We start from the raw sequence: 16,886 nt of genomic DNA, 5'->3' as shown, positions 1-16,886 counted from the left end.
TTGCCGTCTTTCTGGCCACCGGAGCCATCCAGATCCTGCCGGCAGGCGCCGAAGAGAGCGTGTTGCGGGTTGCGATGACCGTCGCAGACGTCCCGCTGACCACAGGCCAGGCCAATCAGGGCGGCGAGGGAACCCGTTTCATCGGCCTCGCCCTCTATGACCCGCTCATCGCCTGGGACCTGTCCAAGGCCGACATGCCCTCGGTCCTGCGGCCGGGTCTCGCCACCGACTGGTCGGTCGACGAGGAGACGAAGACGATCTGGACCTTCAAGCTGCGCGAGGGCGTCACGTTCCACGACGGCTCGCCGTTTACCGCCGAGGCGGTGGTCTGGAACCTCGACAAGCTGATCAACAAGGACTCGCCGCAATACGACACCGCGCAGGCGGCACAGGCCTCGCAGTGGTTCGGTGCCATTGCCTCCTATGAGGTCCTCGACGATCTGACGGTCGCCATTCGCACCAAGGAGCCGGACGCGACCTTCCCCTACCAGATTTCCGGCATCGTCTACTCCAGCCCCGCGCAGTGGGAGGCGCTCGGCGGCGACTGGGGCAAGTTTGCCGAACAACCCTCCGGCACCGGCCCCTGGAAGCTGGAAAAGCTCGTCCCGCGCGAACGCGCCGAACTGGTCCGCAATGCGGACTACTGGGATCCCGAGCGGATAACCGCGTCCGACCGCATGATCCTCCTGTGCATGCCCGACACGTCCACCCGTGTCGCCGCTCTGCTGTCCGGTCAGGTCGACTTCATCGAGGCGCCCCCGCCCGATGCCGTGCCGCGGCTGCAGTCCTCCGGCATGCAGATCGTCACCAATGTCTACCCGCATATCTGGCCCTATCAGCTCAGCTATGAGGAAGGCTCTCCCTTCCGCGATCTGCGGGTCCGCAAGGCCGCCAACCTTGCCATCGATCGCGAGGGCCTCGCCCAGTTCCTCGGCGGGCTGGCGGTCCCGGCAAAGGGTCAGGTCAACGAGGGGCATCCCTGGTTCGGCAAGCCGACCTTCGAGATCGGCTACGATCCGCAGACCGCCAAGACCCTGCTTCAGGAGATCGGCCACGGCCCCGACAACCCGCTCCCGGTCAAGTTCCTGATCTCCACGGCCGGCTCCGGCCAGATGCAACCGCTGCCGATGAACGAGTTCATCGAGGAGAACCTCAACGCCGTCGGCTTCAAGGTCGAGTTCGAGGTCTTCGAATGGGAAGCCCTCAGGGCACGTCGGCGGGCCGGGGCCATGGCGCCGGAAAACGCCGGCGCCCATGGGCTCAACAATTCCTGGGCCTTCTGGGACCCCAACATCGCCCTGATCAAGACCTCCGGCAGCGATGAGACGCCTCCGGGCGGCTTCAACTGGGGCGGCTATTCCAACCCTGCCGCCGACGCGGTCATCGCTAAGGCCAAGGTCGCCTTCGACCCGAAGGAACAGGACGCGCTCCTGGCCGAGCTGCACCAGATCATCGTCGACGACGCGATGTGGATCTGGGTGGTGCACGACCTCAACCCGCGCGCGCTCGCTCCCAACGTCAAGGGGTTCGTCCAGGCCCAGAACTGGTTCCAGGACATGACGCCGGTCTACGTCGAGAAGTAGCGCCGTCCCCGGCCGGATCTCCGGTCGGGGAGCCAAGTCCTCCGGCCGGGAAACGCCCGGCCGGGCGGCCACGGCAACGACGTCCGTGTCCCTGTTCGCCGCCACGTCCGCCGCGCACCCCGCGTCCCGCAGCCCGATCGAAGGACATTCGCGATGCTCTTCTATGTCATCCGCCGCCTGCTCTACGCCGTCCCGATCACGATCGGCGTGACGATCGTCTGTTTTTCGCTGATCCATCTGGCCCCGGGCGATCCCCTCAGCACCGTGTTGCCCGACAATGCCTCGCCCGAGGTCGCGGCCCAGATCCGGGCGGCCTACGGCTTCGACAAGCCGCTGCCGATCCAGTATCTCGTCTGGCTCGGCAACGTCGCCCAGGGCGATTTCGGCGTGTCGGTGCAGTCCCGTCGCCCGGTCCTCGGCGACGTTCTGCCGGCGGTCCGCAACACGATGATCCTCGCCTTCGCGGCCGTGCTGCTCGGCTTCAGCTTCGGCATCCTTGCCGGTGCCGTCGCCGGCCATGTCGAGGGCAGCCTTCTCGACAAGGCCGTGACCGCCTTCGCCATCACCGGCGTCAGCGTTCCGCACTACTGGCTCGGCCTCGTCCTTGTCGTCGTCTTTGCCGTCAACCTCGGCATGCTGCCGGCAATGGGCATGGGACCGGGAGGTCAAAGCGGCTTCACCATCGACTGGGCGCATCTGAAGCACCTCATCCTGCCGGCGATCACCCTGGCCGTGATCCCGGCCGGTATCATTGCCCGCTCCGTGCGGGCCACCGTGGCCGAGGTCCGCAAGCGCGAATTCGTCTCCGCCCTGCGCGCCAAGGGCATGCCGAGGCCCCGCATCTTCCTGCATGTCGCCAAGAACGCCGCGCCCGTGGTCCTTGCCGTCTCAGGCCTTCAATTCGCCCAGCTTCTCGGCGGCTCGATCCTCGTGGAGATGGTCTTCTCCTGGCCCGGCACCGGGTTCTTGATGAACAGCGCCATCTTCACGCGCGACCTGCCCGTCCTCCAGGGCACGATCCTCGTGCTCTCCCTCTTCTTCGTCCTGATCAACCTGATCGTCGACGTCCTGCAGGTCGTCTTCGACCCGCGCATCAAGCGCGCGTGACGGGCAGCCACACGGAGACCAAGCCATGGCCCATGCCACGACAGATACCGCTCTTGCCGGCTCGTACGGAGCCGCGGCGGCGGCCGCCGCCAAGACGCCCGGCTATTGGGGCGGCGTATGGCGCAAGCTCCGGCGCGACCCGGTCACCGTCGTCTGCATGGCGGTCGTGCTCCTGATCGTGCTGGCCGCGATCTTCGCTCCCTTCGTCGCACCCAACGACCCTTACGCGACCAGCATGACGCGCCGGCTGAAGCCGATCGGCACCGACGGCCACCTTCTCGGCACCGACGAACTCGGCCGCGACATGCTCTCCCGGCTGATCTATGGCGGTCGCATCTCGCTGTTCACCGGTCTGACGCCGGTCTTCCTGGCGACACTGATCGGCGGCGGGCTGGGGCTTCTTGCCGGCTATTTCGGCGGCCTGGTCAACACCGCCGTGATGCGCACCATGGACGTCTTCTATGCCTTTCCCTCCGTGCTGCTCGCCGTCGCCATCTCCGGCGCCCTCGGCGCCGGCCTGCTCAACGTTCTGATCGCCTTGACGGTGGTCTTCATCCCGCCGATCTGCCGCATCGCCGAAAGCGTCACCACCCAGATCCGCACGGAAGACTATGTCGACGCGGCGCGCGCGACCGGCGCCTCCACCCCGCGCATCATCGGCACGCATATCCTGCCCAACGTGCTCGGCCCGGTGTTCATCTACGCCTCCAGTCTGATCAGCGTCTCCATCGTCGTCGCCTCGGGCCTGGCGTTTCTCGGTCTCGGCGTCAGCCCGCCGCAGGCCGACTGGGGTCTGATGCTGAACACGCTGCGCCAGGCGATCTACATCGCCCCGGTCAACGCGGTCGTTCCCGGCGTGATGATCTTCATCACCTCCATGTGCTTCAACATGATGAGCGACGGGTTGCGCTCCGCCATGGACGTCAAGGACTAGGAGCCAGCCATGCACGACACCTCGCAAGCCGCCACGCTGCCCATCGCCGACGACACCCGCGACCGCGGCGGCCCCATGCAGCCCCTGCTCATCGTCGAGGATCTCAAGAAGCACTTTCCCATCGGTGGCGGCTTCCTGCGCAAGGCTCCCTCGGTCGTGCGCGCCGTCGACGGGGTCAGCTTCCATGTCGACAAGGGCAGAACGCTGGGCATCGTCGGGGAGTCCGGCTGCGGCAAGTCCACCACCGCCCGCCTGCTCACCCATCTGATCCCGCCCGATGCCGGTTCCATCGTCTTTGACGGCGACCCGGTCGGCCCCTATGGCGGCATCACCGTCGCGGACCTGCGCAAGCAGATGCAGATGGTGTTCCAGGACTCCTACTCCTCCCTCAACCCGCGCCTGCCGATCGTCGATTCCATCGCCTTCGGCCCCAAGGCCCATGGGACGCCGACGCGCAAGGCCCGGGCCGATGCCGAGGAGCTTCTCGGCCTGGTCGGCCTCAATCCGCGCCAGTTCGCGCGCCGCTATCCGCACCAGCTTTCCGGTGGTCAGCGCCAGCGCGTCAACATCGCCCGCGCCCTCGCCATGAAGCCGCGTCTCGTCGTTCTCGATGAAGCCGTCTCGGCGCTCGACAAATCGGTGGAGGCCCAGGTTCTCAACCTGCTCGCCCGGCTCAAGGAGCAATTCAGCCTCACCTATATCTTCATCTCCCACGACCTCAACGTGGTCCAGTACATCTCAGACCGGGTGCTTGTGATGTATCTCGGCGAGGTGGTGGAGATCGGCGACGTGGACGATCTCTACAGCGCACCAAGCCACCCCTATACCCAGGCGCTGCTGTCCTCTCGCCCCTCGATGGATCCCGCCCGCAGGCGGATCGCCCCGCCGCTGACGGGCGATCCCCCGAACCCGGTCAACCCGCCGAGCGGCTGCCGCTTCCGCACCCGCTGCCCCCTCGCGGAGCCGATCTGCGCCGCCAGAGCGCCCGAACTCGCCGCCCTGCCGGATCGGCCGGGCCAGAGCGTTGCCTGCCACGCGCGCGGCGTCGGCACCGGCCACAGCCTGTCCCCCGCAGCCTGAACGCAAAGGAGACCTCCATGCCCGCAAGCCCCGCTCTGTCCAGGCAGCCCTGGCTTCCCAAGCGCTGGCGGTCCACCGGCAGCCGGCTGGAGGCGCTTGTCGCGCCGACGCCCGCTCCCGCGCCGGTACCGTCCGAACGCATTCTCCATGTGGAGGATCTGGGTGTCCGTTTCGTCTCCCGCGACGGCGACGTGTCGATCCTCAACGGCGTCACCTTCTCCCTCGACCGTGGCGAGGTTCTGTGCCTTCTGGGCGAATCCGGCTCCGGCAAGAGCGTCACCCTGCGCACCCTGCTCGGCATTCTGCCGCCGACCGCCCGCGTCAGCGGCAGGATGGACGTCGACGGGCAGAACCTCGTCGGCGCCAGCGAAAGCGAATTGCGCCGCGTCCGCGGCTCGAAGATCGCGATGATCTTCCAGGAACCGGCCACCGCGCTCGATCCGGTCTTCACCATCGGCCACCAGATCGGCGAGACGCTGGTCGAACACAAGGGCCTGTCCTGGGCCGACGCCCGTGCCCGGGCGCTGCAATTGCTGGAGCTTGTCCAGATTCCCTCCGCACGCCAGCGTCTCGATGCCTATCCGCACGAATTGTCGGGCGGCCTCAAGCAGCGGGCGATGATCGCGCTCGCCCTGTCCTGCGACCCCAAGCTCCTGCTTGCCGACGAACCGACGACGGCCCTCGACGCGACGGTGCAGATCCAGGTGCTGCTCCTGCTGCGCGAGCTGCAGCGCGAGTTGGGCATGGCAACGGTTTTCGTCACCCATGACCTTGGTGTCGCCTGCGAAATCGCCGACCGGGTCGGGGTGATGTATGCCGGCCGCCTCGTCGAGGGGGCCGACGTTGCCGCCATCATCAAGGACCCGCTTCACCCCTACACCCAGGCCCTGATGCGGTCCACGGTGCAGGCCGGCATGCGCGGCAAGGTGCTCGACGCGATCCCCGGATCGCCCCCAGATCTCGCCATGCTGCCGCCCGGCTGCAGCTTCGCGCCGCGCTGCCGCCATGCCCGCGCCCATTGTCTCGCGGTCGCGCCGGACCTGATCCGGCTCCCCGGCGCGGGGGCGGGACATTCGCAGCGCGACATGCGCTGTCACATTCACGGCGATGAGGAAGCCTATCGTGTCTCTGCTCCCGTCACGGCCTGAGCGGCAACCCGCCCTCCGGCTGAACCCCCGCGACCTTGCCTTCGTCGCCCTCGGCCAGGTTGCCGGCGGCGTCGGCGGTGCCATCGCCTGGTGGATCGGCGTTCCGCTGCCCTGGCTGATCGGGGCGCTGGCCATGGTCGCGACCCTGTCGATGCTCGGCCTGCCGCTCGGCACGCGGCGGAGCCTGCGCGATGCCGGGGTTCTCGTATTGCTGACCGGCATCGGTCTCACCTTCACCCCCCAGGCGGCGGAAACCAGCCTGCGGCTGCTGCCAATGATCCTGCTCGCCGCCCTCGCGACGCTGCTGATCGGCTGCATTGCCTCGCTGCTGCTGGCGCGCCTCAGCAACATCGACCGCACGACGGCCTTCTTCTGCTCCGTGCCGGGCGGTCCGGCGGAAATGAGCGTTCTCGGCGCGCGGCAGGGCGCGAACATGCCCCCCATCGCCATCTGCCAGCTCATGCGCATCGTCACGCTGGTGGTGGTGATCCCGCCGACAATGGTCCTGCTCGACCTGCATGGCGAACATGTCTGGACATTCTCGGCCGACCCTTTCCACCTGACGGGCTTCCTGGTGACCATGGGGCTGTCGCTCGCCCTGGCGCTGATGCTGCGGTGGATGAACGTGACGGCCGCCTTCATCGTCGGGCCGCTCGCCGTCGGCATCGCGCTCGGTGCCAGCGACGCGCATCTGTCGTCGGTTCCGGCGGAACTGATGATGGCCTGCCAGGTGCTGATGGGCGCCTATCTCGGTGCGCAGTTCCGCCGGGATGTCCTGCGCAGCATGAAGCGTTTCCTGCCGGCGGCGCTGATGAACGTGCTGCTCGTCACGCTCGCCTGCGCCACGCTCGGCTTCCTGCTCCATCTCGTCGACGACGAGAGCATCGCCACCATGGTGCTGGCCACCGCCCCGGGCAGCGTCACCGAAATGTCGATCACCGCGCAGGCGCTCGGCTTCAACGTCCCCGTGGTCACCGCCTTCCATGTCATCCGAATCCTGATCCTGGTCATGCTGATCTCGCCGGCCTTCACGGCGATGCGCGCCATCGGTCTGATCCCGGCCTGCCATGCCGGCCGTCCCGCATCCCCCATCCCGCCGCAGCCCGCCCCCCAGTCGGCGCTGCAACCCCTGCCCCAGTCGCTGTCGAAGGACGCCGAGAAATGAGCCAAACGACCGCAGCAGCCGCGCCGTCGCCCGTTGTGCCCGACCATCCGCCGACGGCTGCCGCCGCCGCCCGGGAGATCGCCGCAGGCCGCCTGTCGCCGGTGGATCTGGTCGAGGCGTGCCTCAGGCGTATCGAGGCCGTCGACGGGACAATCCACAGCTTCGTCTATGTCGATGCCGAGCGCGCGCTCGCGGCGGCGCGCCACGCCGAGGCCGAGATCGCGGCCGGGCGCTCGCGCGGGCCGCTGCACGGCATTCCCTTCGCCGCCAAGGACAATTACGACGCTGCCGGTCTGCCGACCTGCGGCGGCTCCCGGCTCATGGCCGGGACGGTGGCCGACCGTGACGCGATCCTCGTGGCGGCGATGAAGAACGCCGGTGCGATCCTGCTCGGCAAGCTGTCGACCTGGGAATACGGCACCGGCAACGGCGGGGAGTATTTCGACCTGCCGATCCCGACGACGCGCAACCCATGGGACACCCAGCGTTTCGCCGGCGGCTCGTCGACAGGCGCCGGCGCCGCGGTTGCCGCCGGCACGACCGTCATCGCGCTCGGCTCCGACACGACAGGCTCGGTGCGCCTGCCGGCCTCAGCCTGCGGCGTGGTGGGTCTTCGGCCAACCCACGGCCTGCTCGACAAGGCCGGCATGATCGCCAACTGCTATTCGATGGACGTGCCCGGTCCGCTCGCATGGACGGTGGAGGACGCGGCTCTCGTGCTGCGCGCGCTTGCCGGCCCGTCGGCCACGGTCGCTCCCGCCCCGACCCGCCCCGCCTCGCTTTCGGGGCTTCGCATCGGCGTCATCCTCGACCCCGGTCCGGGCATGGCCGGTCCCGACGCCGCCCTCGTCACCGCCTTCACCGAGGGACTTACGGTGCTCGAGGAGCTCGGTGCCGAGCTTTTCGAGATTTCCCTTCCCGTGCCTGCGGCCGAATGCTTCCTCGCCGCCTCGGTCATCGGCTCCAGCGAGTCCGCCGCAATCCACGAGGCCGAGCTTCGCGAACGCCCGCAGGACATGGGTTTCGCCCTGCGCGACAAGCTCATGCGCGGGGCGATGACCCGGGCAAGCGACTATCTCGCCGCGCAGCGCGTGCGCCGGATGGTCGCCGATGCCCTCGACCGGACCATCCGGACCTATGACGCGGTGGTGACCTTCGGCGCCTTTCATGTCGCCCCGCGCCTTGGCGTCGAGCCCGAGATGACGGCCTTCACCGCCGACACGATGCTCACACCCTTTTCGCTCTCCGGGCATCCGTCCCTGGTGCAATGCAACGGCTTCACGGGCTCGGGTCTGCCGCTTCACTGGCAGATCGTCGGCCGTCGCTTCGCGGAAGCCAACATCCTGAAGATCGCGGCCGCCTACGAAGCGGCGACCACCTGGAGACTGAGGAGACCGACGCTATGAAAGCCATGCCCAAGCTTGCGCCCGCCGCGCCCGAACTCGTGCATCTGACGATCACGGAGGCGTCACGCCTGATCGCCGCGCGTCGCCTGTCGCCGGTCGAACTGGTGGAGGCGTTTCTCGCGCGCATCGCCGCGACGGAGGACCGTCTCCACGCCTATATCACCGTGCTTGGCGACGAGGCGCTGGCGGCCGCGCGCCAGGCGGAGGCCGACATCGCCGCCGGCCGCTACAAGGGGCCGCTTCACGGTATTCCCTTCGCCGTAAAGGACAACTACCACGTCGTCGGCGTGCGCACGACCGGCGCCTCGCGCCTGATGCTGGACTATGTTGCCGACGAGACCGCAACGGCCATCGAGCGCCTGACCGCCGCCGGCGCGATCCTGCTCGGCAAGCTCAACACCTGGGAATACGGCACAGGCACCGGCGAGATCCATGACGATCTGCCCTTCCCGCTCGCCCGCAACCCCTGGAACACCGACCGCTTCACCGGCGGCTCCTCGACCGGGGCGGGCGTTGCGGTCGCGGCCGGCAGTGCCATGTTCGCGCTTGGCTCGGACACCGGCGGCTCGGTGCGTCTGCCGGCCGCGGCCGCTGGCGTTCAGGGCATGAAGGCAACCTACGGCGTGGTCAGCCGGGCCGGCATCCTGCCGAACTGCTGGTCGCTGGACGTCGCCGGCCCGCTCACCTGGACCTGCGAGGACAACGCCCTCGTTCTGCGCACCATCGCCGGCCATGACCCGCGCGATCCCGGATCGGCAGACAGGCTCGTCCCCGACTACCTGCAAGGGATCGGCGCCGGCATTGCCGGCATGGTGATCGGCGTGATCCGCGACCTCGGCCCGGATGCCCCCTCGATGCAGCCGGACACCAGGGCGAACCTGGAGGCCATGGAGGCGGTGCTGGAGGACCTCGGCGCAAGGCTTGTCGAGATCTCGCTGCCGGCCCCCCTGTCGGGCTATCGCCAGATCGTCGGCGCGATCAACTGGGGCGAATCCTATTCGATCCATGAGCGCGATTTTCTCGAGCGCGCCGACCTGATGGGCAAGGCCCTGCGCGACAAGATGACCGCCGGCTTCACCATGCGCGCCGTCGACTATATCGCCGCCCAGCGCCGCCGGCGCGAACTCGCCCAGTCGACCGACGCCGTCCTCAGCGCCTGCGATGCCGTGCTCGCCCCTTGCACGTTCCTGACCGCGCCGACCTTCGACGACCAGGAGACGCTGACGAAATTCACCTTCGGGGCGGCCACCTCGATCTTCAACGCCACCGGGCACCCGGCTCTCTCGATCTGCAACGGCTTCGATGCGGACGGCATGCCCACCAGCGCGCAGATCGTCGGCCGCTGGTTCGACGAGGCGACCGTCTACCGGGTCGCCCGCGCCTATGAAGCGGCGACGCCCTGGCGCGCCGAACGTCCGGTTCTCTAGTCCTGTCCTGCAAGGAGCCTATCCCATGACCGACACCACCCCCTGGACCATCGACGAAATCGCCGCCTATGCCGCGCGCTATGGCCTCACCAGGCTTGAACCTGCGCATCTGGAGCGCATGCGCGAGATCGCCGACAAGGTCGCCCTGGCCAGCGCCGCCATCCCTCGCATGCCGCGCAAGAGCGATGAGCCGGCCCCGGTCTTCCGTGTTCCGCTGACCTGACGCCCTGCCCGTCAAACCTCTCTCTGTTGCACGAGGACTGCCATGGAAGCCTGTCGACTGACTGCAAGCGAGGCGGCCCGCCTCATCGAAAAGGGCGAACTGAGCGTCGAGGACCTGACCCGATCCTGTCTCACCCGCATCAGCGAGCGGGACCCGGCGGTCAAGGCGTGGACCTATGTCGATCCGGACGCTGCGATCCGGCGCGCCCGCGAACTCGACAAGATCCGCGTCGCGCGCGGCTCGCTCGGGCCCCTTCATGGCCTGCCCTTCGGCATCAAGGACATGATCGACACGGCGGACATGCCGACCACCAACAACTCGCCGGCCTATTTCGACAACCGGCCGAGCCATGACGCGGATTGCGTCAGGGTCATCCGGGCCACCGGCGGCCTCGTCCTCGGCAAGACCGACACGGTGGAGTTCGCCGCCGGAGGTCGCAAGGCCCTGACCCATCACCCGATGAAGCCGGGCACCACGCCGGGCGGCTCGTCCTCGGGATCGGGCGCGGCGGTCGGCGACTTTCAGGTGCCGCTCGCCCTTGGCACCCAGACCGGCGGTTCGCTGATCCGGCCCGCCTCGTTCAACGGCGTCTATGCCTTGAAGCCCACCCTCGGGGTCGTCTCGTGGTCCGGCGCGCGGCAATATTCGCCCTCGCTCGACACGCTCGGCTGGTATGGGCGCTCGCCGAAGGATCTCACCCTGGTGGCGAAGGCCTTCCGCCTTCCCGGCATCGACGATGCGGAGCCGGAGAGCATCGGCGCGCTGAAGATCGGCGTCGTCCGCAGCCACAACTGGAGCCATGCGGCAGCGGAAGGCGTCGAGGCGCTGGAACTCGCCGGCCGGCGTCTGGGCGGGGCCGGCGCGACAGTCTTCGATCTCGACCTGCCCGAGGAGTTCTCCGCCCTCAACGACGCCCAGTGGGCGATCATGACGATGGAGGGACGAGCACAGTTCCTCGCCGAATATCTCTCGGGCCATGCCCTCCTGCACCAGGACTTCCGGGACAAGGTGGAGAACCGCGAGGGCATCACACCGGAAACCTATCTCGGCTTCGTCAATCTTGCCGCCCGCTGCCGAGCGCTTTTCGACGGATTGTTCGGCGGTCAGCTCGACGCCATCGTGACGCTCGCCGCGCCCGGCGAGGCGCCTCCCGGTCTGGACACCACCGGCAACTGGGTGATGAATGCAATGTGGACCCTGCTGCATGCGCCCTGCGTTGCCATTCCCTGCCACAGCGGACCGAACGGGCTGCCCGTCGGCGTGCAGATCGTCGGACCCCGGCTGTCGGATGCCCGCATGCTCGCCATCGCCGAGGCCATCGCCCCGGCCCTCGACGACAAACTGGTCGCCTGATCGGAATACAACAGGGCAACACTTGGTCGGATTGCGTACGTTGCCAGCCCTGGCTCCAGCTTGTATAAGGCAGCCCACTCGCAACAAGACGATGGGTCAGGGAGAACCAGGTGGCAACGCGCGGTCAGGAAGTGAAGACGAAACTGCGGGAGCGCCTGATCAACGGGCACTACGAACCCGGCTCGCGGCTCAACGAGGTCGATCTCGCGTCGGAACTCGGCACCTCGCGCACCCCCGTGCGCGCGGCGCTGAACCATCTGGCGAGCGACGGTCTCGTCGTCTATCGGCCCAATGCCGGCTTCGTTGTCCGCGCCTTCAACGCGGACTACATCGCCGGCGTGTATGACGTGCGCAGCTCGCTGGAAGGGCTGGCGGCCCGCCTTGCCGCCGAGGCCGGCGTCAGCGACGAGGCCCGCGGCACCCTGCATCGCCTCGTCGCGGAAACGGACGAGGTGATCGCCCGCGGACCCGACGGACCCGACGCGATCCGCAAGCTGAGCGACCTCAACAACGCCTTCCACCAGGCGATCATTTGCGCCGCGCGCAACGAGCACCTGGCGGAGATGCTCGACCGCACCCGCAATCTGCCGCGCATCGAGACGATCAAACGCGACGTCTTCGACTTCGCCTTCATCGCCCGCGCCCACGAGGATCACGAGTACATCCTCAAGGCGATCCTGCAGGGCCAGGGCGCCCGTGCCGAAGCCCTGTCGCAGGAGCATGTCCGCCGCGGCTCCCAGCGCATGCTGGAGTATTTCCGCGAGCAGGAAATGTCCGAAGCCGAGCGGCGGCGCCCGCGCAGCAAGGGCCGGATGGTCGCGGTCTAGGGCCCTGCCCCAGGGCCCGGCCCCAGGAACGAGGGCCCTTCCGCACCTCCATCCTCCCGACGCGTCCCAGGCGCCTGCCCGGCCGCGCGGCAATACCCGCGCGATCGACCATCCGCCGCACCGAAGCCCTTGTCCGGCCGCCGGCGAGAGGCGTCTCGCAACCGCCGAAGTTGCACACATTTATCTTGCCTTTTCAAATATTGTATTCAATCTGAACGGGACGTCCGCCTGTCGGCCCGAGTGGCCGGCGTGCCGTCGATGTTCCCGCCTGCCCTGTCGGCAGTCCGCTCCAACTGGTCCGTTTACGCCCATGAACAGCCTCCTTCCGGCGCACGCCACGGTGCGTCATGGCATCTGCTGGATGATCCTGAGCACGGCCTGCATCTCCTGCGGCAACGCAGTGATCCCGAAGGTGGCCTCCGACCTGCATCCTTTCCAGATCGGCTTCCTGACCAACGCCGCCATCTTCCTGCTGGTCTGGCCCGCGCTGCGGCTTCCGGCCCCGCCGCAGCACCGCACGCGGCGCATAAGGCTTTACGTGATCGCGGCCGCCTTCGGCGGGTTTTCCAACCTGTCGTGGTTCTACGCCCTCGCCCATGTGCCGCTTGCCGAGGCGACCGCCATCAGCTTCGCGGCGCCGATCATCGTCACCGCCTGTGCGGGTCTGCTCTTCGGCGAACAGGTGCATCCGCTCGGTTGGGCCGCGATCTTCGCCGGGTTTCTCGGCGTGCTGCTGATCGTCAAGCCGGGCTTTGCCGTCGTCGATGGCGGCACGATCGCGGTGCTCCTGGCGACCGTCGGCATGTCCGGTCTCTACATCCTGTCGAAACAGATCATGGGCGTGGACAGCACCCGCCGCGCCGCCGCCATGATGACGCTGAGCCCGATGCTGGTCGGCTTCCTGCCGGCCGTCTGGGTATGGGGGCTGCCCTCGGTCGCCACGCTGGTCTGGATCGCCCTGATCGCCGGCCTGATGTACACCGGGCGCGTGACCATGCTTCTCGCCTTCCGGGCCGCACCGGCCAGCACGGTGATGCAGTTCGACTTCGCACGCCTGCCCTTCAGCGCCGCAATCGCCTATTTCGCCTTTGGCGAAATCCCGGACGCTGTCGCCATGGCCGGGGCCGGATTGATCATCGCCTCCTGTCTCGTCGTGGGATACCGCAGCGGCGCGCGGCCTGCCGCCCTCGACCCTTGATCGAGGACAAGGACCGCCGGCTTCTGCCACCGTGATGCGGCACGCGCCGCGGCCGAGATGCCATCGGCGGACCACCCGACCGCCGGCGGACCCTGCGAGTCTTACGTAGCGACACCCTGTCGCACATCGTCGTTGACCTGCATCAACGTTCTGCCACATGCGAGGTCTATGCTGGACGAGCGGTCGTGGACGACCGCACTTTGCCGGACGCCGAACGGCACCGGCCAACAGGGAGGGAACAGAAGAGTGGCCAAGACCCGCAAGACCGTTTCCGAGGACGCCGTCAACGTGTCCCTCACGCCTTTCGAGACCGTCTACTGCAACCCGATGCTGCTCGTCGGGCGGATGCAGTCCGAGGCATTGCGCGCGACGCTGGAGCGCCAGGTCGAGATGGTCGACTTCCTTCGCCTGCGGATCGAGAAGGACATGCGTCTCGCCGAACGGCTGTTGCAGGCGCGTGAGCCGGGCGAGGTTGTCTCGGCCTGCACCGAATTCTGCAGCGAGGCCGTCGAGGACTACGCGCGGGAAGCCTTCCGCAACGCCAATCTCGTTCCCGAGGTTACCTCCGAAGCCGTGGAGCAGGTTGCCCGCGAAGCGGAAGAGATCTCCGACGAACTCAAGGCGGCCGCTCTCGTCGTCGCCTGACGGGACACGGTCCCTATCTCACGCTGCCGGCAGATCGCGGACATGTTCCGCGATCATCGCCTCTTCGTCCGTGGCGATCACCCGAACCTCAACCGCGCTGTCCGGCGCCGAGATGATCTCCGCACCGTCCGCGTTCGCCGTCTCGTCGAGACGCAAGCCCAGCCAGCCGAGCCGCTCGCAGACGCGCGCGCGGATTTCCGGCGCGTTCTCGCCGATGCCGGCGGTGAAGACCAGCCCGTCGAGCCCACCGAGAATGCTTGCCAGGGCACCAGCCTCCCGCACGATGCGGTGAATGAAGACGTCGACCGCTTCCGCCGCCGCCGGCTCACCGCTCTCCAATAACACCCGCATGTCGTTGGAAATGCCTGACAGGCCCAGCAGGCCGGAGCGCGTGTAGAGCAGGCGCTCGGCCTCGTCGACGGACAGCCCCTCCCAGCGCATCAGATGGAGCAGCGCGCCGGGATCCAGCGCGCCGCAGCGCGTCCCCATGACGAGCCCGTCGAGAGCCGTGAAGCCCATCGTCGTGTCGATGCTCTCTCCGCCCTTCAACGCGCACAGGCTGGCGCCATTGCCCAGATGCGCGGCGATCACCCGCCCGGCATAGAGACGCGGCGACAGCACCGCCAGTCGCCGGGCGACATATTCGTAGGAAAGCCCGTGGAAGCCATAGCGGCGAATGCCCCGGCTCTCGAACTCGCGCGGCAGCGCGAAGCGCGTCGCCACCGTGGGGATCGTCCGGTGGAAGGCGGTGTCGAAACACACGACCTGACGCATATCCGGCCGTGCAAGGGCGATTTCGCGGATCGGCGCCAGGTTGTGCGGCACATGCAGCGGCGCCAGTTCCGCCAGTTCGCCGAGAAGGGCGAGCAACTCCGGCGTCACCTCCTCCGGCATCCGGTGTCCGGCTCCGCCATGCACCACCCGGTGGCCGATGCCGATGAGCCTGCGCCCTGCCAGTTCCCCGTCGATCCGCGCCAGCAGATGCCCGAGCGAGGCATCGAACCGCGCCTCGCTCCAGACTTCGTTCACGATCGTCACGCCATCGGCGTCCCTCAGCCGGAACCGCTGCGCCGCCCCATCCTGACGTAGCTCGCCGCGTCGCCAAGGCAGCAACGCTCCGCTTGCCACAAGGTCGAAGATCGCCAGCTTGAGGCTCGATGACCCCGCATTCAGGGTCAGGATCGCGCCAACCGTCGGGCCACCGCTCACGCTGAGCCCTCGCCGCCGGCCGCTACCGCGATCCGCACCCGGGCGAGCTTTGCCGCCACGGCGCAGGAGGCGAGCCGCGTGCGTTCGGCATCGGCCCGGCTGGTCAGGATGATCGGCACCCGGGCACCGAGCACCACGCCGGCCGCGTCGGCGCCGGCAAGGAAGGTCAATTGCTTGGCCAGGATGTTTCCGGCCTCAAGGTCCGGCACGACCAGGATGTCGGCCTCTCCCGCCACCGGCGAGACGATGCCCTTTTCCCGTGCCGCCTGCAGGTTCACCGCATTGTCGAACGCCAGCGGCCCGTCGACCAGCCCGCCGGTGATCTGGCCGCGTTCGGCCATCTTGCACAGGGCAGCGGCATCCAGCGTCGAGGCGAGCTTCGGGTTGATCGTCTCCACCGCCGAGAGGATCGCCACCTTCGGCAGTGCAATCCCCATCGCGTGGGCGAGATCGATGGCGTTCTGGATGATGTCGCGCTTGATGGCGAGATCCGGCGCGATGTTCACCGCCGCATCGGTCACCAGCAGCGGCCGGGGGTGCCCCGGTACGTCCATCAGATAGACATGCGACAGCCGCCGCTCGGTTCGCAGCCCCTTCGCCCGGTCGAGGACCGCGCGCAGCAACTCGTCGGTATGCAGCGAGCCCTTCATCAGCAGCGAGGCCTCGCCGCATCTGACCAGCGCCACCGCCTCCTCGGCCGCCGCATGGCTGTGCGGCGCCTCCACCAGGCGGAACCGGTCGAGGGCAACGCCCGCCTCCGCGGCCGCCTGCTCGATCTTCTTGCGCGCACCCACAAGCACCGGTTCGATAATTCCCGCGTCCGCCGCCTCGGCCACCGCGGCAATCGCCGAGGCGCTGCAGGGATGCGCGACAGCGGCGACTGGCGGCACGGTCGAAGCCGCCTCCGCCATCAGCGCACGGAAGCGCTCATGCCGGCTCATCCGGATATCGGGCAGTTCCGCGCGCGGACGGCGGATCTTTTCTTTGGGCGCCTGCACCCGCACCCGGCCCGACGCGATCACCCGCCCCGTATCCGTCCGGCAGGTGCAGGCGAGCACGAGTTCGCGCGTTGACGGCTCCCGCTCCAGCACCTCGAGCGACAGCAGCAGCGTGTCGCCGGCCGCGACCCCGCTGTGGAAGGAGAGTTCCTGTGCCGTCATCACCGTCCCTGGGCCGGGCAGTTCCGTCGCCAGCAGCAGCGACAGCAGGCCAGTGACCAGCGGTCCCGGCGCAGCACCTCCTCCGACAAGGGAGCCGCCCGGCATCGCCCCGCCGGAAATCACCGCCAGCAGGTCGATATCCTGCTGGACCAGGGTGCGGCGCATCATCGTGCTGTCGCCGGCCGCGATCTCGTCGAAAGTCCGGTTCTCCACCATGTCCCGGTTGGTGGCGCCTGTTCGTATGTCCATCGGAAGATCGGTTCCGGCTCGCTGGTGTTGGAGGTCGGTCTGGCGACCTGTCATGGGCTGGCCGGGCCATGCACCCGGAAGATCGTAGTGCCCAAGCATGTATGCCCCCTCCCCGGACGCGCAATCCGTCAATCTCCGGACCCCGGCGACGGCGGCGACCTCGGACGCTGCC

General features: G+C 68.2%; 15 protein-coding genes. 13 read left to right on the top strand and 2 right to left on the bottom strand.

All coding sequences use genetic code 11. The features are described 5' to 3' along the window. Positions 1–74 precede the first annotated feature (74 nt). The 13 genes from TSB10P1A_RS02795 (at position 75) to TSB10P1A_RS02735 (ending at position 14,096) form a co-directional block, all read left to right on the top strand. On the top strand, positions 75–1,583 hold the full coding sequence (locus TSB10P1A_RS02795; protein ID WP_244292934.1) for an ABC transporter substrate-binding protein: 1,509 nt from the start codon (positions 75–77) through the stop codon (positions 1,581–1,583). A gap of 153 nt (positions 1,584–1,736) precedes the next feature. Continuing rightward, complete coding sequence (locus TSB10P1A_RS02790) at positions 1,737–2,690, top strand: ABC transporter permease (RefSeq protein ID WP_186386385.1); 954 nt, start codon at positions 1,737–1,739, stop codon at positions 2,688–2,690. A 25-nt stretch (positions 2,691–2,715) separates the two neighbouring features. After that, the gene (locus TSB10P1A_RS02785; RefSeq protein ID WP_186386384.1) at positions 2,716–3,624 is read left to right on the top strand and encodes an ABC transporter permease; all 909 of its coding nucleotides are present in this window, start codon (positions 2,716–2,718) and stop codon (positions 3,622–3,624) included. A 9-nt stretch (positions 3,625–3,633) separates the two neighbouring features. Then, positions 3,634–4,704 (top strand): ABC transporter ATP-binding protein, encoded by a 1,071-nt coding sequence (locus TSB10P1A_RS02780; protein ID WP_186386383.1) that lies wholly within the window; start codon positions 3,634–3,636, stop codon positions 4,702–4,704. A gap of 17 nt (positions 4,705–4,721) precedes the next feature. Beyond that, complete coding sequence (locus tag TSB10P1A_RS02775; protein WP_186386382.1) at positions 4,722–5,852, top strand: ABC transporter ATP-binding protein; 1,131 nt, start codon at positions 4,722–4,724, stop codon at positions 5,850–5,852. Further along, positions 5,827–7,017, top strand: a complete 1,191-nt coding sequence (locus tag TSB10P1A_RS02770; RefSeq protein WP_186386381.1) for an AbrB family transcriptional regulator — start codon at positions 5,827–5,829, stop codon at positions 7,015–7,017. The genes TSB10P1A_RS02775 and TSB10P1A_RS02770 overlap by 26 nt, the downstream gene beginning before the upstream one ends. Further along, entirely contained in the window at positions 7,014–8,423 is a 1,410-nt protein-coding gene (locus tag TSB10P1A_RS02765) for an amidase (protein WP_186386380.1), read from the top strand. Before TSB10P1A_RS02770 ends, TSB10P1A_RS02765 begins: the two co-directional genes overlap by 4 nt. Further along, positions 8,420–9,850 (top strand): amidase, encoded by a 1,431-nt coding sequence (locus TSB10P1A_RS02760; protein ID WP_186386379.1) that lies wholly within the window; start codon positions 8,420–8,422, stop codon positions 9,848–9,850. Before TSB10P1A_RS02765 ends, TSB10P1A_RS02760 begins: the two co-directional genes overlap by 4 nt. 25 nt (positions 9,851–9,875) lie before the next feature. Continuing rightward, positions 9,876–10,073, top strand: coding sequence for a hypothetical protein (locus tag TSB10P1A_RS02755; protein WP_186386378.1), 198 nt, complete (start codon positions 9,876–9,878; stop codon positions 10,071–10,073). Positions 10,074–10,115: 42 nt separating this feature from the next. Then, positions 10,116–11,426: an amidase gene (locus TSB10P1A_RS02750; RefSeq protein WP_186386377.1), complete on the top strand. Its 1,311-nt coding sequence runs from the start codon at positions 10,116–10,118 to the stop codon at positions 11,424–11,426. Positions 11,427–11,536: 110 nt separating this feature from the next. Further along, positions 11,537–12,253 carry a GntR family transcriptional regulator gene (locus TSB10P1A_RS02745; RefSeq protein ID WP_186386376.1) on the top strand — a complete coding sequence of 239 codons (717 nt, stop codon included), beginning with the start codon at positions 11,537–11,539 and terminating at the stop codon, positions 12,251–12,253. Between the two features lie 310 nt (positions 12,254–12,563). Further along, a complete protein-coding gene (locus TSB10P1A_RS02740; protein ID WP_186386375.1) occupies positions 12,564–13,451 on the top strand; it encodes a DMT family transporter in 888 nt (295 codons plus the stop codon). A 246-nt stretch (positions 13,452–13,697) separates the two neighbouring features. Beyond that, entirely contained in the window at positions 13,698–14,096 is a 399-nt protein-coding gene (locus tag TSB10P1A_RS02735) for a hypothetical protein (protein ID WP_186386374.1), read from the top strand. Between the two features lie 18 nt (positions 14,097–14,114). Here the strand turns inward: TSB10P1A_RS02735 and TSB10P1A_RS02730 are convergent, their stop codons facing one another. Next, positions 14,115–15,305, bottom strand: coding sequence for an acetate/propionate family kinase (locus TSB10P1A_RS02730; RefSeq protein ID WP_186386373.1), 1,191 nt, complete (start codon positions 15,303–15,305; stop codon positions 14,115–14,117). Beyond that, positions 15,302–16,714 (bottom strand): bifunctional enoyl-CoA hydratase/phosphate acetyltransferase, encoded by a 1,413-nt coding sequence (locus TSB10P1A_RS02725; protein ID WP_244292932.1) that lies wholly within the window; start codon positions 16,712–16,714, stop codon positions 15,302–15,304. The genes TSB10P1A_RS02730 and TSB10P1A_RS02725 overlap by 4 nt, the downstream gene beginning before the upstream one ends. Positions 16,715–16,886: the final 172 nt, after the last annotated feature.

It is taken from the genome of Stappia sp. TSB10P1A (assembly GCF_900185725.1).
In the GTDB taxonomy this organism is placed as follows: Bacteria; Pseudomonadota; Alphaproteobacteria; order Rhizobiales; family Stappiaceae; genus Stappia.
The sequence above is the reverse complement of the archived record's forward strand: the minus strand, read 5'-3'. Positions and strand labels throughout refer to the sequence as shown.

What these genes read in the sequence shown, in the direction of transcription:
- TSB10P1A_RS02795 (WP_244292934.1), top strand. Translation starts at nt 75, where the DNA reads ATGACCGTCGCAGACGTCCCGCTGACCACAGGCCAGGCCAATCAGGGC.
- TSB10P1A_RS02790 (WP_186386385.1), top strand. Translation starts at nt 1,737, where the DNA reads ATGCTCTTCTATGTCATCCGCCGCCTGCTCTACGCCGTCCCGATCACG.
- TSB10P1A_RS02785 (WP_186386384.1), top strand. Translation starts at nt 2,716, where the DNA reads ATGGCCCATGCCACGACAGATACCGCTCTTGCCGGCTCGTACGGAGCC.
- TSB10P1A_RS02780 (WP_186386383.1), top strand. Translation starts at nt 3,634, where the DNA reads ATGCACGACACCTCGCAAGCCGCCACGCTGCCCATCGCCGACGACACC.
- TSB10P1A_RS02775 (WP_186386382.1), top strand. Translation starts at nt 4,722, where the DNA reads ATGCCCGCAAGCCCCGCTCTGTCCAGGCAGCCCTGGCTTCCCAAGCGC.
- TSB10P1A_RS02765 (WP_186386380.1), top strand. Translation starts at nt 7,014, where the DNA reads ATGAGCCAAACGACCGCAGCAGCCGCGCCGTCGCCCGTTGTGCCCGAC.
- TSB10P1A_RS02760 (WP_186386379.1), top strand. Translation starts at nt 8,420, where the DNA reads ATGAAAGCCATGCCCAAGCTTGCGCCCGCCGCGCCCGAACTCGTGCAT.
- TSB10P1A_RS02755 (WP_186386378.1), top strand. Translation starts at nt 9,876, where the DNA reads ATGACCGACACCACCCCCTGGACCATCGACGAAATCGCCGCCTATGCC.
- TSB10P1A_RS02750 (WP_186386377.1), top strand. Translation starts at nt 10,116, where the DNA reads ATGGAAGCCTGTCGACTGACTGCAAGCGAGGCGGCCCGCCTCATCGAA.
- TSB10P1A_RS02740 (WP_186386375.1), top strand. Translation starts at nt 12,564, where the DNA reads ATGAACAGCCTCCTTCCGGCGCACGCCACGGTGCGTCATGGCATCTGC.
- TSB10P1A_RS02725 (WP_244292932.1), bottom strand. Translation starts at nt 16,714, where the DNA reads ATGGACATACGAACAGGCGCCACCAACCGGGACATGGTGGAGAACCGG.